This window comes from Rahnella sp. ChDrAdgB13 (assembly GCF_017655185.1).
GTDB classification, from domain to species: domain Bacteria; phylum Pseudomonadota; class Gammaproteobacteria; order Enterobacterales; family Enterobacteriaceae; genus Rahnella; species Rahnella contaminans.
This window is the reverse complement of the sequence record NZ_JAEMGT010000071.1, coordinates 1-16,599: the sequence shown is the minus strand read 5'-3', so window position 1 is coordinate 16,599 and position 16,599 is coordinate 1. Positions and strand designations below refer to the sequence as shown.

Genomic DNA, 16,599 nt, shown 5'->3' with positions numbered 1-16,599 from the left:
TTCGCCTGAATATTCGTTCAGATCTCGAGTCCCAGTTTCGTTCCCTGACCGATAGCGCGCCGCGCATCCAGCTCTACCGCGACGTCCGCGCCGCCAATCAGATGCACGGTTTTTCCGGCGTCCACCAACGGCTGATACAGCGCGCGCTGCGGCTCCTGTCCGGCGCAGATAACGATGTTATCCACTTCCAGACACACCGGTTCGCCATTCATGATGAGGTGCAAACCCGCATCATCAATGCGTTCGTAACTGACGCCGCTTTGCATTTTTACGCCGCGCTGTAACAGGCTGGCGCGGTGGATCCAGCCGGTGGTTTTGCCCAGCCCTGCGCCGACTTTGGTGGATTTACGTTGCAGCAAAACAATATCGCGCGCGGCAGGTTCCGGCTGCGGGCCTTGTGGCGCAAGGCCGCCGCGATGCGTCAGTGTCTGATCAATGCCCCATTCTTGGCTGAACGTGCTGCTGCTCAGGCTCGATGACGGGTCGTTGTGGATGAGGTACTCGGCGGTATCAAAACCAATCCCGCCCGCGCCGATAATCGCCACCCGCTGGCCGACCGGTTTTTTATCGCGCAGGACGTCGAGATAAGTCAGTACGCGCGGATGATTGATCCCCGGTATGTCCGGCAGGCGCGGCGAAATTCCGCAGGCGAGGATCACTTCGTCATAACCGTTTAGCTGGCTGGCATTCACGGTTTCACCGAGGCGTAGTGTGACGCCCAGCAGTGTCAGCTGGCGCGAGTAGTAGCGCAGCGTCTGATAAAACTCTTCCTTGCCGGGGATTTGTTTGGCGACGTTAAACTGGCCGCCGATTTCAGTATTGGCGTCAAACAGCGTGACGTGATGCCCGCGGCTGGCGGCAGTTGTCGCAAAGGCCAGACCGGCCGGGCCAGAGCCGACCACGGCCAGGCGTTTGAAATGCTGCGCACGTACGACCGGCATTTGTGTTTCGTGGCAGGCACGCGGATTCACCAGGCAGGACGTTACTTCGCCGGCAAAAATCTGATCCAGACAGGCCTGATTGCAACCGATGCAGGTGTTGATTTCGTCCGCACGGCCTTGCGCGGCTTTCTCAACAAATGCCGGATCGGTGAGGAACGGGCGCGCCATTGAGACCATATCGGCGCAGCCTTCGGCGAGAATTTTCTCCGCGACGTCAGGGTCGTTGATGCGGTTAGTAGTGATGAGCGGGATGCTGACTCTGCCCATGAGTTTTTGCGTCACCCAACTGAATGCGCCGCGCGGCACCATTGTGGCGATGGTCGGAATGCGTGCCTCGTGCCAGCCGATGCCGGTATTGATAATACTGGCCCCGGCCTGTTCGATGCGCTGCGCCAGCATTTCGACTTCCTGCCAGTCCGAGCCTTCCTCCACCAGATCCAGCATCGATAAGCGGTAAATAATGATGAATTCCTCACCGCAAATCTGACGCACACGCCGGACGGCTTCCGTGGCGAAACGCATTCTGTTTTCCACGCTGCCGCCCCAGCGGTCGGTGCGCTGATTGGTGCGGACGGTGAGAAACTGATTAATCAGATAGCCTTCTGAGCCCATGATTTCCACGCCGTCGTAGCCAGATTCTTTCGCCAGACTGGCGCAGCGGGCGAAATCCTCCAGCGTCGATTCAATTTCTTCTTCGCTCAGGGCATGCGGCGTAAAGCGGTTAATCGGCGCCTGAAGGGCAGACGGCGCGACGGGATGAGGCTGATAGCTGTAACGGCCGGCGTGCAGGATTTGCAGCGCAATTTTACCGCCCGCGTCGTGAACAGCCTGCGTCACCACGCGGTGATGCGTGATGTGTTCCTGCTCCGCCAGAACCGAACCGCCTTGATAAACGACGCCCCGGGCATTCGGTGAAATCCCGCCGGTGACAATCAGCCCGACGCCCGCCGCCGCGCGTTCGGCATAAAAGGCCGCCAGACGTTCCGGCCCGTCTTCCAGCTCTTCAAGGCCGGTGTGCATGGATCCCATCAGCACGCGGTTTTTCAGCTGCGTAAAACCTAAATCCAGGGGCGCCAGCAGGTGCGGATAAAACGGCAACGCGCGTTCAGTCATGGAATTCTCTTAAGTGGTCGGATGAGATAATTTCAATTTAGCGTCTGGCAGGGCAATTGGAAAGTTAGCGCGCGATGATTGTGATAGGCGTCACTCTGAGGCTCTCGCTGAGAGTTAATTAACTATTGCGTATATTATTAAGGTGGGCTCTTTAATTAGCCGGGTTATTAAGGCGACCGGTAAACACCAGGTTGTAGCAGATAAAGTAATTATTTCTTTGTTTTTACACAATATTGATTATGCGCAGGTTGTTTATTTTTAACATTTTTTTCCTGAGTCGTTACGACTAGGATTATTTTTATAAAAGGATCTCGAATCGATTCAGTTCGGGTTAGAGCTGGACTAGGCTGGAGCTGCTTCACCCTAAAAATTCATTTCTAACCTGGATATATACTATGAATCTTAATGACCATACAGCCTGCCGCCCGTTTACCGAAGCCGGGCATTTGTCCCAGATTGCAGCCTATTATGAAGAGGGCCGTAATGTCATGTGGATGATGCTCAGGTCTTATCCACGTACTTGTTTTAATCAGGAGCTTATTGAAGACATCATGACGCTGACTTACGCCGCGAAGGCATCGGGGCTGCGTTTTGATTTTTGGGTGACCGGATCGCTTGTGCCCAATATGTACAACGTGGGGGGTGATCTGAGTTTCTTTGTTGAAGCGATCATCAATAACAAACGTGAGGCCTTACGTTCGTATGCCCGCGCTTGTGTTGACTGTGTCCATGCGGCGGCGCGGGGCTTTGATGTTGGCGCAATCAGCTTGTCGATGATCGAAGGCACCGCGCTGGGCGGCGGATTCGAGGCGGCGCTGGCGCATCATTACGTTCTTGCGCAGAACACCGCGCGCATGGGGTTCCCGGAAATTGCGTTCAACCTGTTTCCGGGAATGGGCGGTTACTCGCTGGTATCGCGCAAAGCCGGAATGAAACTGGCGGAGGAGCTGATTTCCACCGGCGAATCGCATACGGCGGAGTGGTTTGAAAGCCGCGGTCTGGTGGATGTTTTGTTCCAGCCCGGCGAAGGCTTCAACGCCACGCGTACTTTCATGGATGTCCTGAGGCCAAAACTCAACGGGATCAGGGCGATGATCCGGGCGCGTCAGCGCGTGTTGCAGCTGTCCCGTTCAGAGCTGATGGATATTACGGAAGATTGGGTGGATGCCGCATTTACGCTGGAGGAGAAGGATCTGAGTTATATGGAGCGTCTGGTCATGCTGCAAAACCGGCACACCGCATCATTGCGTAAAACCGGTTAATAACAGACAGAAGCAGCCCGTCACTGGCGCTATTTCTGTTTTGCTTTATGTTTAAAAACATTGGGTGAAGCAACTCTTTTTTCCTCAAGCCAGTGCTCCAGCTCAATCGCGGGCATTGGCTTGGCGTAAAGAAAGCCCTGTTTGCTGTCCACACCGATTTCATCCACCAGCTTTTCTTCTTCAGCCGTTTCCACACCTTCCGCGACCACCGTCAGTTGCAGGGTTTTTGCCACCGCGACAATAGCCCGGACCAGCGCCTGTGAAACCGGATTGTCATTGATTCCACGAATAAAACTCTGATCCAGCTTGATGCAGTCGAGCGGAATACGCGCCAGTTGCGACAGCGAGGAATAACCTGTACCGAAATCATCCAGATGCACTTGCGCACCCAATTTATGCAGCTGATTAATCATGGTGACGGCAGCGCTTTCATCTTCCACCAGGCAGCTTTCTGTCAGCTCGAAATCAAGCATACAGCCTTTCATTCCGGCTTTTTTCATCGCATCAGACAGCGTGGTGATGAAGGAACCGTTGTTAAGCTGGCGTCCGGAAAGATTCACCGCAACGCGCAGGTTCAGACCTTTTTTTTGCCATTCTGTCGCCTGACGCGTCGCCGTTTCAATGACCCATTTTCCGATGGGAGTAATCAGGCCGGATTCTTCGGCGTAAGGGATAAAGCTTTGCGGCTGGATCAGCCCGCGTTCCGGCGAATTCCAGCGCAGCAGCGCTTCCACGCTTTGCACGGTGCCATAAAGCGAGACCTTCGGCTGATAGTGCAAAACCAGCTGATCCTTTACGGCCAGCGCTTTACGCAGATGGGTATCCAGCCACATGTATTCTGAGGCTTTTTCATTCATGTCCGGCGAGAAAACGCAGTGCGCGTTTTTGCCTTTTTCCTTTGCCACATACATGGCGGTATCGGCGTTTTGCAACAGCGTATCGCCGTCAGTGCCGTGTTCCGGGCAAATCGCAATGCCGCCGGAACAGCCGGTGTAGACTTCAATCAGCCCGATGCGGAAGGGTAAGCCCAGACGGCGCAACACGCGCTGGCTCAGTGCTTCGAGCGTGTCGATTTCGGCATGCGTGCTGAGAATAATGAATTCATCGCCGCCTAAACGCGCGAGCTTATCGTTGGGCGACAGGCAATCCTGAATCGCATCTGAAACCGCGCGCAGCAGATGATCGCCAAACATATGCCCGTAGGCGTCGTTGACCTTTTTGAAGTTATCCAGATCCAGATAAATCAGGCCGACTTTGTCCTCACCGCGCTCTTTCAGCGCCTTTGCCAGCGATTCCTGCAAGGCGTTGCGGTTAGCGAAACCGGTGACTAAATCGGTGTTGGCCAGAACGCGTAAACGCTCCTGCGCCTTGCGTTCATCGGTAATGTCGGAACCGGAGCAAATGAGATATTTTTGCTGTTTGCCGCTGCCGCTGTGGACAAATTTATTGCGAAACAGGAACAGCCGCTGACCTTTAACCGTATTGATCCAGCGTTCGACTTCATAGGATTGCTGATGCTGAAAAAAACCGTTGATGTTCTGGCGCGACGCCAGACCTTCTTCCATCGACATAAACAGGTCATAGGCGCTGCGCCCGATGACATCTTCTTCGCGCAGGCCAGTATATTCTTCGCTTAAGCGGTTGAAACGATGGATTTTTCCTTCCTGATCGATAATCACGATGACCGAGTTGGCCTCAGACACCACCTGCTCGGCGAACGTCAGGCCGACTTCCAGATCGTGCGCGACGGATTCAGTATCCTGATAAGCCGACGCGGTGCCTGCCCAGGCTTTGCTGTCAATTTTGCGGCCCACCAGATACAGGCGAACGGGAGATCCGAACAGCGTGATATCGAGTGTGAAACTTGAGGTGATCCCGGTCAGTTGCCTGATTTTTCCCGCCTGCCATTGGGTCAGGGAAATCGCGACGTTGACGATGCCTTTCTCAGCGGACAGCTCCAGTGCATTGCTGTCGGAACCCAGCCGCCAGTAGGGGCGGGGTGTGCCGAAATGTAGGTACAAAATGGAGGCATCTTGAGAATCGACCATGAAATGTTTCTCCGCAAAGAACGCTATACGCCGCCAGTGTGGCGACAGGGCAACAGTCAGCACAGACGGAGCTTACTCTGTTCAGCACATTCGCAACGCTCCGTAACGAACGGATAAAGGGCGAGGGCGCGTAACACATTGAATTTAAGGTTAGCAACTGTCGGTTAGATATCCAGTCGCCAGGCAGAAATTACTGCTCAGAAGAGGCGGGTGCCGTTACCGGTAACCCGCCTGTGCGAGACTCAATTTCAGACTTCACGCCGGGCTCCAAACAGAGCCCGGAAAATCATTTCAGCAGGAAGCTGGTTTGTTTCACATCCTGAGAATCTAAGCCTACGAATACGTTGAACTTTCCGGGTTCAGAAGCCCATTTCAACTTGTCGTTGAAGAAACGTAAATCCTTTTCATTGATCGCAAATGTAACGATTTTCTCTTCACCCGGTTGCAGGGTGATCTTTTCAAAATTCCTCAGCTCTTTAACCGGGCGGCTGATTGAAGCCGCGACGTCCTGAAGATACAGCTGAACCACCGTTGCGCCGCTGACTTTACCGGTGTTTTTCACCGTCACGCTGGCGGTCAGCGGGTGTTTGGCATCCATGGTGGTAGAAGACAAACTCACGTCAGACACGCTGAAACGGGTGTAGCTCAGGCCATAGCCAAACGGGAACAGCGGACCATTGGTGATATCAAAATAGCGGGTGGTGTATTTGTCCGGATGCTGCGGATTAAACGGACGCCCGGTATTCAGGAAGCTGTAATACAAAGGAATTTGGCCGACAGCGCGCGGGAAAGTCATCGGCAGTTTGCCTGACGGGTTGTAATCGCCAAACAGAACGTCGGCGATCGCATGGCCGCCTTCGGTACCGCTGAACCAGGTTTCCAGCATCGCATCAGAGATTTCGTTTTCCCACGTCAGCGTCAGAGGGCGACCGTTCATCAGCACGATAACCAGCGGTTTTCCGGTGGCTTTCAGGGCTTTCAGCAGGTCGCGCTGGCTTTGCGGAATGTTCAGCTCAGAACGGCTGGAAGCCTCGTGCGCCATGCCCTGTGCTTCGCCGACCACGGCCACCACGACATCGGCTTTCTCAGCAGTTTTCACCGCTTCGTCGATCATGTCCTGTGGTTTTCTCGGGTCGTTGATCACCTGTTTTTCGTAGGAATTGAGGAAATCGACCATTGCCTGATCGTCGGTGACATTCGCCCCGCGCGCGTAGAGAACGGTGCCTTTATCGCCGACCACATCTTTCATGCCCTGCAATACGGTCACGGCCTGATCGGCTTTACCGGCGGCAGACCAGCTGCCCATCACATCACGTTTGCTGTCAGCCAGCGCACCGACCACGGCGATGGTGCCTTTCTTCGCCAGCGGCAATGTCTGGTTGTTATTTTTCAGCAGAACCAGAGAAGTGCGTGCGACTTCGCGCGCTTCGCTGCGGTGCAGGCGGCTTTCGGCATTGGTGTCGGTCGGGTCGCTCGACTGTGGCCCTAAATGGCGATATTCATCGACAAACAGGCCCATGTCCCATTTGGCGGCCAGCACGTCACGCACGGCGCGATCGATATCCTGCTGGCTGACCAGACCGTCGGCGAGTAATCCTTTCAGATACTTACCGTACATGTTGTCGGCCATGTCTATATCCACGCCCGCTTTCAGCGCCATCGCGGCGGCCTGGCGATCGTCTTCGGCCACGCCATGTTTCACCAGCCCGCCAATCGCGCCATGATCGCTGACGGTCAGGCCTTTAAACTGCCAGTCATCGCGCAGAATGTCTTTCAGCAGCCAGGTATTGGACGTCGCCGGGATCCCGTTAACGCTGTTGAGCGCAACCATCACACCACCGGCACCGGCATCAATTGCGGCTTTGTACGGCGGCATGTAATCGTTGAACATGCGGGTCAGGCTCATATCGACGGTGTTGTACTCGCGGCCACCTTCGACCGCGCCGTAGAGCGCGTAGTGTTTCACGTTAGCCATGACGGCATCGGGTGCAGAGGGATCTTTGCCCTGGAAGCCGGTGACCATTTCGTGCGCGAGGCGTGAGGTCAGATAAGTGTCCTCGCCAAAGCCTTCGGACACACGGCCCCAGCGCGGATCACGGGTGATATCCACCATCGGCGCGAAGGTCATGTTCAGGCCATCGGCGGCGGTTTCCACGGCAGCGATATGTGCGCTGGTGAAGACGGCCTGCATATCCCAGCTGGCGGCGAGGCCAAGGCTTATCGGGAAAATCGTGCGCTGTCCGTGGACAACGTCATAGGCATAAAAAGGAGGAATTTTCAGACGGCTGTTTTTGACTTCATCCTGCATACGGCGGATGTCTGGCTTCGTGACCGTATTAAATACCCCGCCGACTTTACCGGCCTGGATATCCGCCATGATGGCTTCTTTTTTATAATCCGGACCAACGGTGACCAGATTCAGCTGACCAATTTTTTCATCAAGGGTCATTTTCTTCATCAGATCGGCAATGAACGCGTTGCGTTCTTTTACCTGATCCTGCGGGATACCCGTTGTTTCAACGGCGAGTGACGAGGCAGAGCTTACCAGTAACACTAACGCGCCAAGCACGTGATGCGTATTCATCGGAATTCCTTCAGCCATAAGCAGGGGTGCCAAAATAGTGGAAATTCAGCAGCCTGAAGCAAACAAAACAATGATCATTCTGGGAAAAGTATAGTGTGAGAATCTAATACGACCGTTCAACTATTAGCAATGAATAGTTTAGGGCGTTCGCACATTATCTTTTTATCCTTCGGGACAGTGCGCAATTTACAGGTAATCATGCAGATAGGTACAAAAAGACAGTCGATGCATCCCGCAAATTTTAAAATTTAGGATTAGATGAGGGAACGGTGCGCAAATAAGCAACAAAATCGCGGCAGGGTGAAAGAAAAGGCGAAATAAAGAGGGCAGAACATGACGTTCTGCCCTCTTTAAATCGTAAATACCGATCAGAGAATAAGATTAATAGTAGTAAGACATATCGGTAGGGGTTTTGCTCATGACGTCAAAGAACACCTCTTTCGTCGTGGACCAGAACTGAGCAATCGCCACGGCGTTATAGCTCATTCCCATCAGGCTCATCACGAAGAAACAGGTGACGGTGAGGCCGATACCACTGCAAACAAACGCCATGGTATTCCGGCTGGACTGGCGGCAAACAATATTAAGCTGGCTGGTGCAGAACATTAAAAAGGCGCTCAGCAGTTCCCAGCGCATCATGATGAATCCGGCAGTTAAAGTACCCATCGATATAAATCCTTACTCACTACAGCCGTTTGCACGAAGCCAAATCAGCCTGAAGGCTGCTACCGCTGGTTGGCAATGGGCTTTACTGAAGAAAATGGTGAAGTTAAATAGTGTGACGACGGTCACATTATATCACCGGTTTTTCGTCGTGAGCAAAAAATGTTCGCCTGTACTCATGCAAAATAGGCATAACACACCGCCATAAATAGTCGGTGTGTTATGAAAAGTGGGAATGAAGGGATTTCAGGCGCCGTAGCCCATGACTTGCAGCAGATGCTGAGCCTGCTGAACGGCTTCCTGACGGTGGGCGACGCCCAGTTTTTGGTACAAATTGCGGATATGCGTTTTGATGGTGGTGGAGGCAACGTCCAGCTCGCCGGCAATCTGATCATTGCTGTAGCCGGAATAAATTAACCCGAGCACCTGCCATTCACGTTGGGTCAGCGGGCTGGTGCGGATGAGCTCCGGCACCTGCGGATGGGTCAGCAATTTATTCACGAAACCTTCGTCGAAGTGCGCAAATTTATGGCGATGGTGCTGATTAATTTCCCGCAAGATTTGCTGCGCACGGCGCTGTTCCAGCTCCGGCAACAGATTGAGCTGAATCAGCTGACGCAGCTGTTGCGCCATCATTTCCCCTTCAATCACGAAATGGCTGACAAATCCGGTGCGGTTTGCCAGCCCGAGCGCTTCAATCAATACGCGCTGCGCGTCACTTTTGCGCCCGGTGTGCCAGTAAAGCAGGTTACTCAGCAACAGGTTACGGTTCAGATCGCTGGTCAGGCGCAGCTGACGGGCGTTCTGATTCAGCTCGTCGAGCACCACTTCGGCTTCATCAAACTGTTCCAGCAAAATCTGCACGCGGGCAATATTACGCCACTGACCCTGCTGGAAATGGTTGTCCGCCATGTCCGGTTTACGCGCCTGTTGCAGCCACTGCCGCGCGGCGGTTTTATCTCCGATCATCTGCCAGTAAATCACCCGCGGCTTATCGGTATTGGTCATCCAGTCGATGTGATACTGGCCGGTTTTGAGCAGGCTTTCACAACGCTGCAAATGATGATGCGCATTGTCGAGCTGACCGCGTGCCAGAGAGCATTTCGCCAGCATCGCCAGACACTGCAATTGCTGCTGTGGCTGGAAGTTGGTCAGCACGTCCAGCCCCTGACGCGCCGCGTCTTCGGCATCATCGAGACGGGACCACGACCACAACAATTGCGAACGCAGACGCAGTAAAAATTCATGCATCGGCAGCTGTTCAAGATGCTGTTCACGCACCAGTTCAAAAGCACGATCCTGCATTTCAAATGCGGCCTGCAAAAAGCCCTGAGCAATCAGAATTTCGCTCTGTTGCAGCAGCGCCCATAAGGCGTAGTGATAGGCCTCGTAGCGCCGCGCGATTTGTTCGGTTTGCTGCATCAGCGGCAGCGCACGGGTTAAATCACCTTTGCAGTGCTGGATTTCGCCCGTCACCGACGTGGCAACAATGCGGCTGTAGTAGCTTTCATACGGCAGGAAACGCAGGGCGTCGGCTGCCAGTTTTTCGGCCTCATCCTGACGGCCATCGTTGATCGCCACCTGCGCACGCAAGGCATCAAATTCTGCCGTCAGATCCTGTTCCATCACGATATTGCGCTGCTGCATTTCGCTTTCAGCACGCGCCAGAAGCGCTTCCACTTCGGCATAACGGTGCTGACTTTGTGCCAGCCAGGCCTGCAACAGAACCAGTTTTGGATTCTGAATCAGACGGTCGTAAGGCAGTGCGGCGAGGCACTCTTCCAGCAGCGCCAGTTCGCTCTGATTAAACAACGCCCAGGCATGTTGCAGCAGAATATCGCGCAACATATCGGTGTCTTCCGCGCCCAGCGCATGATGGATGGCTTCGGCCGGGAAACCCTGAGCCAGCCAGCCTTCGGCGGCCGCGCGGTGAATCTGCGGCAGCTCGGTTGCCAGTTCCCACTGGCAGCGCTGACGCAAAAAAGTGGCAAACAGCGGGTGGAAGTTAAACCATTCGCCGGTGTCATCCATACGGTGAATAAACAACCCCTGACGCTCCAGCTCTTCCAACCGTTGCTGACCGTTGTCGCCTCCGGTCAGCCGCACAATCAGGGCGTCGTTCATCGAACGCAGCAACGAACAGCGCAGCAGGAAATCACGGGTCGGCGCATCAACGCGATCCAGCACTTCGTCCGCCAGATATTCGGATAAATGGCTGGCGTTCAGGCCGGCCAGTTTGCGCGCCGATTGCTGCGTCGATTGTTGCGAAGAGGTGGCCGACTGGCGCGCCGAGAGCGCAATCAGCTGCAACGCCGTGGCCCAGCCTGCGACGTCATCGCACAGGCGGCTGCTGTCAGCCTGATCAATCGGATCTTTAAGGCGGTTATCGAAAAACTGCTGCGTTTCCGGGTGTGTAAACGCCAGATGCGAGGCATTGAGTTCGAGCAGTTGCTCGCGCACACGCATATTGGCGATGCCCAGCGGCGGCAGGGTGCGTGAAAGCACCACCAGAGACATATTTTCCGGCTGATGACGCAGGAAGAAACGCATCCCTTCGTGGATTGCATCGTTGCAAATGAGGTGATAATCGTCGATCACCAGCAAAAGCGGGCGGTGCCAGTCGGAAAGTTCCACGAACAGCTGAGCGAACAGTGCGGACAAACTCGCGTACTGATGCTTCTGGCTCAGCGCCTCACTTTTCACGCAATGGCCGCCGCAGGCGTGCTGCACGGCCGCAATCAGATAGCTGGCAAAACGCTCTGGCTGATTATCGCTTTCATCAAGAGAGTACCAGCCGAGATCGCTTTTTCCCGCTGCCCAGTGCGCCACCAGCGTCGTTTTCCCATAGCCTGCCGGGCTGGCGACCAGAGTCAGACGGTAATTTGGCGCAGTCGCCAGCTTCGTCAGCAGACGATCGCGAACCACTGTATTTTGCTGCCGCACCGGGCGGCTCAATTTCGAAGGGATCAGCATTTTTTACGATTCTTTTGACGGTGAACAGAGGGGCGATCTTTATTTCACAGCGTGTAATTAATCACTTTTTCTAAAGTCCTCCTTTGAAACATTGATTGCAAGAATGTTACGTTTTTACATGTCGTTAAGTTGCTCTGCATCACACTTCTTAATACAAATTTTCAGCCCTTCCCTCTGAGCGCCCGTCTCATCCGGCTACGCCCCGTTTCTCCTCCCTGCCTAATCTTTGGCGGGATGATGCTGCTCTTCCGGAGAAGCTTCAGCATAGTGATTATCAACCTAAAACTTTTCCCACAAATTCCCGGATAAAGAGGCATGTGATGCAGGTGACTTTGGATAAGACGCAGTTTTTAGCCGCGCTAAAACGCCAGTGGCAGGGATTCGGTTTACAGCAGGCGCAGGACATGACGCCACATCAGTGGTGGCAGGCCACCAGCGCCGCACTGTCAGAACAACTCAGCGCGCAACCCGCGCCGAAAGCGACGAAACAGCCGCAACGGCACGTTAACTACATTTCGATGGAATTCCTGATCGGGCGTCTGACCGCGAATAACCTGATTAATCTCGGCTGGTATGAAACCGTCAACCAGGCACTGAAAGAGCAGGGCGTTGAACTGGCCGATGTGCTGGAACAGGAAACCGATCCGGCGCTGGGTAATGGCGGATTAGGGCGTCTGGCGGCCTGTTTCCTCGATTCGATGGCGACCGTCGGGCAACCGGCGACCGGCTACGGCCTGAACTATCAGTATGGCTTATTCCGTCAGTCATTCAGCGAAGGCCAGCAGCAGGAAGCGCCGGATAACTGGCACCGCGAAAGCTACCCGTGGTTTACCCACAACAGCGCGTTGTCCGTGGACGTTCAGTTTGGCGGCAAGTTGGTCAAAAATGAGCTGGGCACCGAGCAATGGCATCCGGCGTTTTCCCTGCGCGGCGAAGCCTGGGATTTGCCGGTAGTCGGCTATAAAAATGGTGTTACGCAGCCACTGCGTTTGTGGCAGGCCACCGACGTGCATCCTTTTGACCTGACCTTATTTAACGACGGCGAATTCCTTAAAGCGGAACAGAAAGGCATCGATGCCGCTAAACTGACCAAAGTGCTGTATCCGAATGACAACCACGAAGCGGGTAAGCGCCTGCGCCTGATGCAGCAGTATTTCCAGTGCGCGTGCTCGGTGGCCGATGTTCTGCGCCGCCACCATTTCCTGGGCCGCAAAATTCAGGATCTGCCGAAGTTCGAAGTGATTCAGCTAAACGATACGCATCCGACGATCGCTATCCCTGAACTGCTGCGCATTTTGCTGGATGAACATCAGCTGGACTGGGACGCCGCATGGGCCATCACCAGCCAGACGTTCGCTTACACCAACCATACTCTGATGCCGGAAGCGCTCGAATGCTGGGATGAAAAACTGGTCCGCAGCCTGTTGCCTCGCCACTTCTCGCTGATCAAAGCCATTAACGCGCGCTTCAAAAAAGTGGTCGAAAAACAGTGGCCGGGCGACAAAGCGGTGTGGGAAAAACTTTCAGTTCATCAGAACAAACAGGTGCGCATGGCTAATCTGTGCGTGGTCAGCGGTTTTGCGGTGAACGGCGTTGCAGCACTGCATTCCGAGCTGGTGGTCAAAGATCTGTTCCCGGAATATCACCAGCTGTGGCCGAACAAATTCCACAACGTCACCAACGGCATCACGCCGCGCCGCTGGGTAAAACAGTGTAATCCGGCGCTGTCCGCGCTGATCGATGACACTCTGAAAACTGAATGGGTGAACAATCTGGACGCGCTGAAAGGGCTGGAAAGTTCCGCTGAAGATACGGCGTTCTGCCAGCGTTATCAGCAGATTAAGCGCGCAAACAAGGTGCGTCTGGCGGAGTACGTCAAACACACGATGGGCCTGACGCTGAACCCGGACGCGATTTTCGACGTGCAGATCAAGCGCCTGCACGAGTACAAACGTCAGCACCTGAACCTGCTGCACATTCTTTCGCTGTACCGCCAGTTGCGTGATAACCCGGAAATGGACATGGTGCCTCGTGTGTTCCTGTTCGGCGCGAAAGCCGCACCGGGTTATTACCTGGCGAAAAATATTATCTACGCCATCAATCAGGTGGCCGAAAAAGTGAATAACGACCCGCTGGTTCGCGACCGCATCAAAGTGGTGTTTATCCCGGATTACCGCGTGTCGGTGGCGGAGCTGATGATCCCGGCGGCAGACGTTTCTGAGCAGATTTCTACTGCCGGGAAAGAAGCTTCCGGCACCGGCAACATGAAGCTGGCGCTGAATGGCGCGATGACCGTCGGCACGCTCGACGGCGCAAACGTCGAGATTGCGGAACAGGTCGGCGAAGAGAATATCTTCATCTTCGGCAATACCGTCGATCAGGTGAAAGCGTTGCAGGCCAAAGGCTACGATCCGCTCAAAATCCGTAAGAAAGACAAGCATCTGGATAAGATCCTGAAAGAGCTGGAAAACGGCTTCTTCAGCAACGGCGACAAACAGGCGTTCAGCCTGATGCTCGACAGCCTGCTCGGCGGCGGTGACCCGTATCTGGTGCTGGCGGACTTCGCGGATTACTGCGCGGCACAGCAAAAAGTCGATGCACTGTACCGTGATCAGGACGAGTGGACGCGCAAAACTATTCTCAATACTGCCCGCGTCGGGATGTTCAGTTCCGACCGATCGATTCGCGATTATCAGCAGCGGATCTGGCAGGCGAAACGTTAAGGAGCCCGCATGGAGAACAAAGTACTGGAGCAGGCCGCCAGGGAGGCGGGTATTTCCTCTGGTTTCATTAATGCACATGGCAAGCAGCAGGCCATCGCGCCGGAAACCAAGCGCGAACTGTTGTCAGCTATGGGCTGGAAGGCCGGGCATCGTCCGGCTGCAACACCGGTTCCGCCGGTCAAAGTCTTTGTCTCCGGCAGCCGTCTGGCGCTGCCGGTCAGCGGAGAAGGTGAATTCGGCTGGACGTTGCAGCTGGAAAACGGCGCAACTCAGCAGGGGCGTATCAGCGGCAAAATGACGCTGGCGCTGCAGGGGAAAATTCCCGCCGGTTATCACCAGCTGACGCTGACGCAGGACGCGCAGCAGTGGGATTGCCGGGTGATTGTCGCCCCGAAACGTTGCTATGAACCGGACGCCTTGCTGGCCGGTAAAAAACTGTGGGGCGCCTGCGTGCAGCTTTATACGCTGCGCTCAGAAAATAACTGGGGCATCGGCGATTTCGGCGATCTCAACCTGATGCTCGAAAACGTCGCCCGGCGCGGCGGCGCTTTTGTCGGGCTCAATCCGATTCACGCGCTGTATCCGGCAAATCCGGTGGCGGCCAGCCCGTACAGCCCGTCTTCGCGCCGCTGGCTGAACGTCATTTATATCGACGTCAGCGCGGTAGACGATTTTAAACAGAGTCAGGAAGCCCAAATCTGGTGGAACCAGCCGCTGACGCAGCAGCGTTTGCAGGCCGTCCGCGCCAGTGAATGGGTGGATTACGCCGACGTGATGCCGCTGAAACTCGAAGGTTTACGGCTGGCGTATACGCATTTTCGTGGCCGCAAAACGCAGGATCCGCAGGTGAAATCGCTGGCCAGTTTCGTGAAACAGGGCGGCGAAAGCCTGTATTTGCAGGCGGCGTTTGATGCGCTGTATGAGCATCTGGCGAAAGAAACGGATGTTGCGCTTGGCTGGAACCGCTGGCCGGAAAAATATCACGATGCCCGTGGCCCGGCTGTTCGCGCATTCTGCGAGCAACACGCTGAAGATGTGGAGTTTTATCTGTGGCTGCAATGGCTGGCTGAAATCCAGTTCGAAAACTGTTATCGCACCAGCCAGCAGCAGGACATGCCTATGGGGTTATACCGCGATTTAGCGGTGGGTGTCGTCGAAGGAGGTTCTGAAACCTGGGGCGACGGCGAGCTGTATTGCCTGAAAGCCTCGGTCGGCGCGCCGCCGGACATTCTCGGGCCGCTCGGACAGAACTGGGATCTGCGCCCGATGGATCCGCATGTGATGGTGAAGCGCGGCTATCAGCCGTTTATCGATTTGCTGCGTTCGAACATGACCAGCTGCGGCGCGTTGCGTATCGATCATGTGATGACGCTGTTGCGATTGTGGTGGATCCCGGCCGGAGAAACGGCGGATAAAGGCGCATATGTGCAATATCCGGTAGACGACCTGCTGGCGATTCTGGCGCTGGAAAGTCAGCGTCACCGCTGCATGGTTATCGGCGAAGATCTGGGCACCGTGCCGGTGGAGATCGTCAGCAAGCTGCGCGAGGGCGGTGTGTATTCCTACAAAGTGCTGTATTTCGAGCGCGATGAGGAAAACAACTTCCGTGCGCCGCAGTCGTACCCGGTTCAGGCGATGGCAACCATCACCACGCACGACCTGCCGACGCTGCGCGGTTACTGGCAAAGCGACGATCTGGCGCTCGGTAAAACGCTCGGACTTTACCGTGACGAAGACGTTTTACAGGAACTGTACGCCGACCGTGCGCGGGCGCGTCAGGGGCTGCTCGACGGGTTGCATCATTACGACTGCATCCCGAAGAAAACCGGACACAAAGCCGCATTAATGGAAATGACGCCGGTGCTCAACCGCGGCCTGCAACGCTACGTCGCCGACAGTGCCTGTGCGCTACTCGGCCTGCAACCGGAAGACTGGCTCGACATGGACGCGCCGGTCAACGTCCCCGGCACCAGCGATGAATACCCGAACTGGCGCCGCAAACTTTCCTGCACTCTTGAAGAAATGTTTGCTGACGATCAGGTGAATAAACTCATCAAAGACCTCGATAAACGCCGCCGGAAAGTGTCGGTGAGCTGATAACACCGAAAGTGATAAAAGGGTTTCTGCCGGTAGGGAGGAACCCTTTTTTGGGCTTTGAACCTCATTTATCAGACCTGCCTGAAATCCACCAAACCGTGCATTTCCCCTCATCAAAAAGGCATTAAGAACCTATCCCAAAAGGAATTGTCAGTTAATAAGTAATGGCAATTTTTGAGGGAAGTATGGCAGGCA

At 54.9% G+C, this 16,599-nt stretch carries 8 protein-coding genes; 3 read left to right on the top strand and 5 right to left on the bottom strand.

Translation table 11 applies throughout. The features are described 5' to 3' along the window. Positions 1-17: 17 nt before the first annotated feature. Positions 18-2,054: an NADPH-dependent 2,4-dienoyl-CoA reductase gene (locus tag J8X26_RS18170; RefSeq protein ID WP_208951555.1), complete on the bottom strand. Its 2,037-nt coding sequence runs from the start codon at positions 2,052-2,054 to the stop codon at positions 18-20. A gap of 395 nt (positions 2,055-2,449) precedes the next feature. On the opposite strand from J8X26_RS18170, the gene J8X26_RS18165 reads away from it, so the two are divergent. After that, the gene (locus J8X26_RS18165; RefSeq protein WP_208951554.1) at positions 2,450-3,316 is read left to right on the top strand and encodes a crotonase/enoyl-CoA hydratase family protein; all 867 of its coding nucleotides are present in this window, start codon (positions 2,450-2,452) and stop codon (positions 3,314-3,316) included. Between the two features lie 29 nt (positions 3,317-3,345). Here J8X26_RS18165 and pdeR read toward each other — a convergent pair whose 3' ends face one another. From pdeR to malT, 4 genes are all read right to left on the bottom strand, one after another. Next, on the bottom strand, positions 3,346-5,364 hold the full coding sequence (pdeR, locus tag J8X26_RS18160; protein ID WP_152325244.1) for a cyclic di-GMP phosphodiesterase: 2,019 nt from the start codon (positions 5,362-5,364) through the stop codon (positions 3,346-3,348). Positions 5,365-5,650: 286 nt separating this feature from the next. Continuing rightward, entirely contained in the window at positions 5,651-7,948 is a 2,298-nt protein-coding gene (gene bglX, locus J8X26_RS18155) for a beta-glucosidase BglX (protein ID WP_208951553.1), read from the bottom strand. Positions 7,949-8,329: 381 nt separating this feature from the next. Further along, on the bottom strand, positions 8,330-8,614 hold the full coding sequence (locus J8X26_RS18150) for a YjcB family protein (RefSeq protein WP_152325242.1): 285 nt from the start codon (positions 8,612-8,614) through the stop codon (positions 8,330-8,332). A gap of 243 nt (positions 8,615-8,857) precedes the next feature. After that, positions 8,858-11,584: an HTH-type transcriptional regulator MalT gene (gene malT, locus J8X26_RS18145; protein ID WP_152325241.1), complete on the bottom strand. Its 2,727-nt coding sequence runs from the start codon at positions 11,582-11,584 to the stop codon at positions 8,858-8,860. 320 nt (positions 11,585-11,904) lie between these two features. Between malT and malP the strand changes: the two genes are divergently transcribed. Then, the gene (malP, locus tag J8X26_RS18140) at positions 11,905-14,307 is read left to right on the top strand and encodes a maltodextrin phosphorylase (protein WP_208951552.1); all 2,403 of its coding nucleotides are present in this window, start codon (positions 11,905-11,907) and stop codon (positions 14,305-14,307) included. Positions 14,308-14,316: 9 nt separating this feature from the next. Further along, positions 14,317-16,404 (top strand): 4-alpha-glucanotransferase, encoded by a 2,088-nt coding sequence (gene malQ / locus J8X26_RS18135; protein WP_208951551.1) that lies wholly within the window; start codon positions 14,317-14,319, stop codon positions 16,402-16,404. Positions 16,405-16,599: the final 195 nt, after the last annotated feature.

Bases quoted from the DNA above. Each gene is read 5' to 3' on its own strand.
- J8X26_RS18170 (WP_208951555.1), bottom strand. From the start codon at position 2,054: ATGACTGAACGCGCGTTGCCGTTTTATCCGCACCTGCTGGCGCCCCTG.
- J8X26_RS18165 (WP_208951554.1), top strand. From the start codon at position 2,450: ATGAATCTTAATGACCATACAGCCTGCCGCCCGTTTACCGAAGCCGGG.
- pdeR (WP_152325244.1), bottom strand. From the start codon at position 5,364: ATGGTCGATTCTCAAGATGCCTCCATTTTGTACCTACATTTCGGCACA.
- bglX (WP_208951553.1), bottom strand. From the start codon at position 7,948: ATGAATACGCATCACGTGCTTGGCGCGTTAGTGTTACTGGTAAGCTCT.
- J8X26_RS18150 (WP_152325242.1), bottom strand. From the start codon at position 8,614: ATGGGTACTTTAACTGCCGGATTCATCATGATGCGCTGGGAACTGCTG.
- malT (WP_152325241.1), bottom strand. From the start codon at position 11,584: ATGCTGATCCCTTCGAAATTGAGCCGCCCGGTGCGGCAGCAAAATACA.
- malP (WP_208951552.1), top strand. From the start codon at position 11,905: ATGCAGGTGACTTTGGATAAGACGCAGTTTTTAGCCGCGCTAAAACGC.
- malQ (WP_208951551.1), top strand. From the start codon at position 14,317: ATGGAGAACAAAGTACTGGAGCAGGCCGCCAGGGAGGCGGGTATTTCC.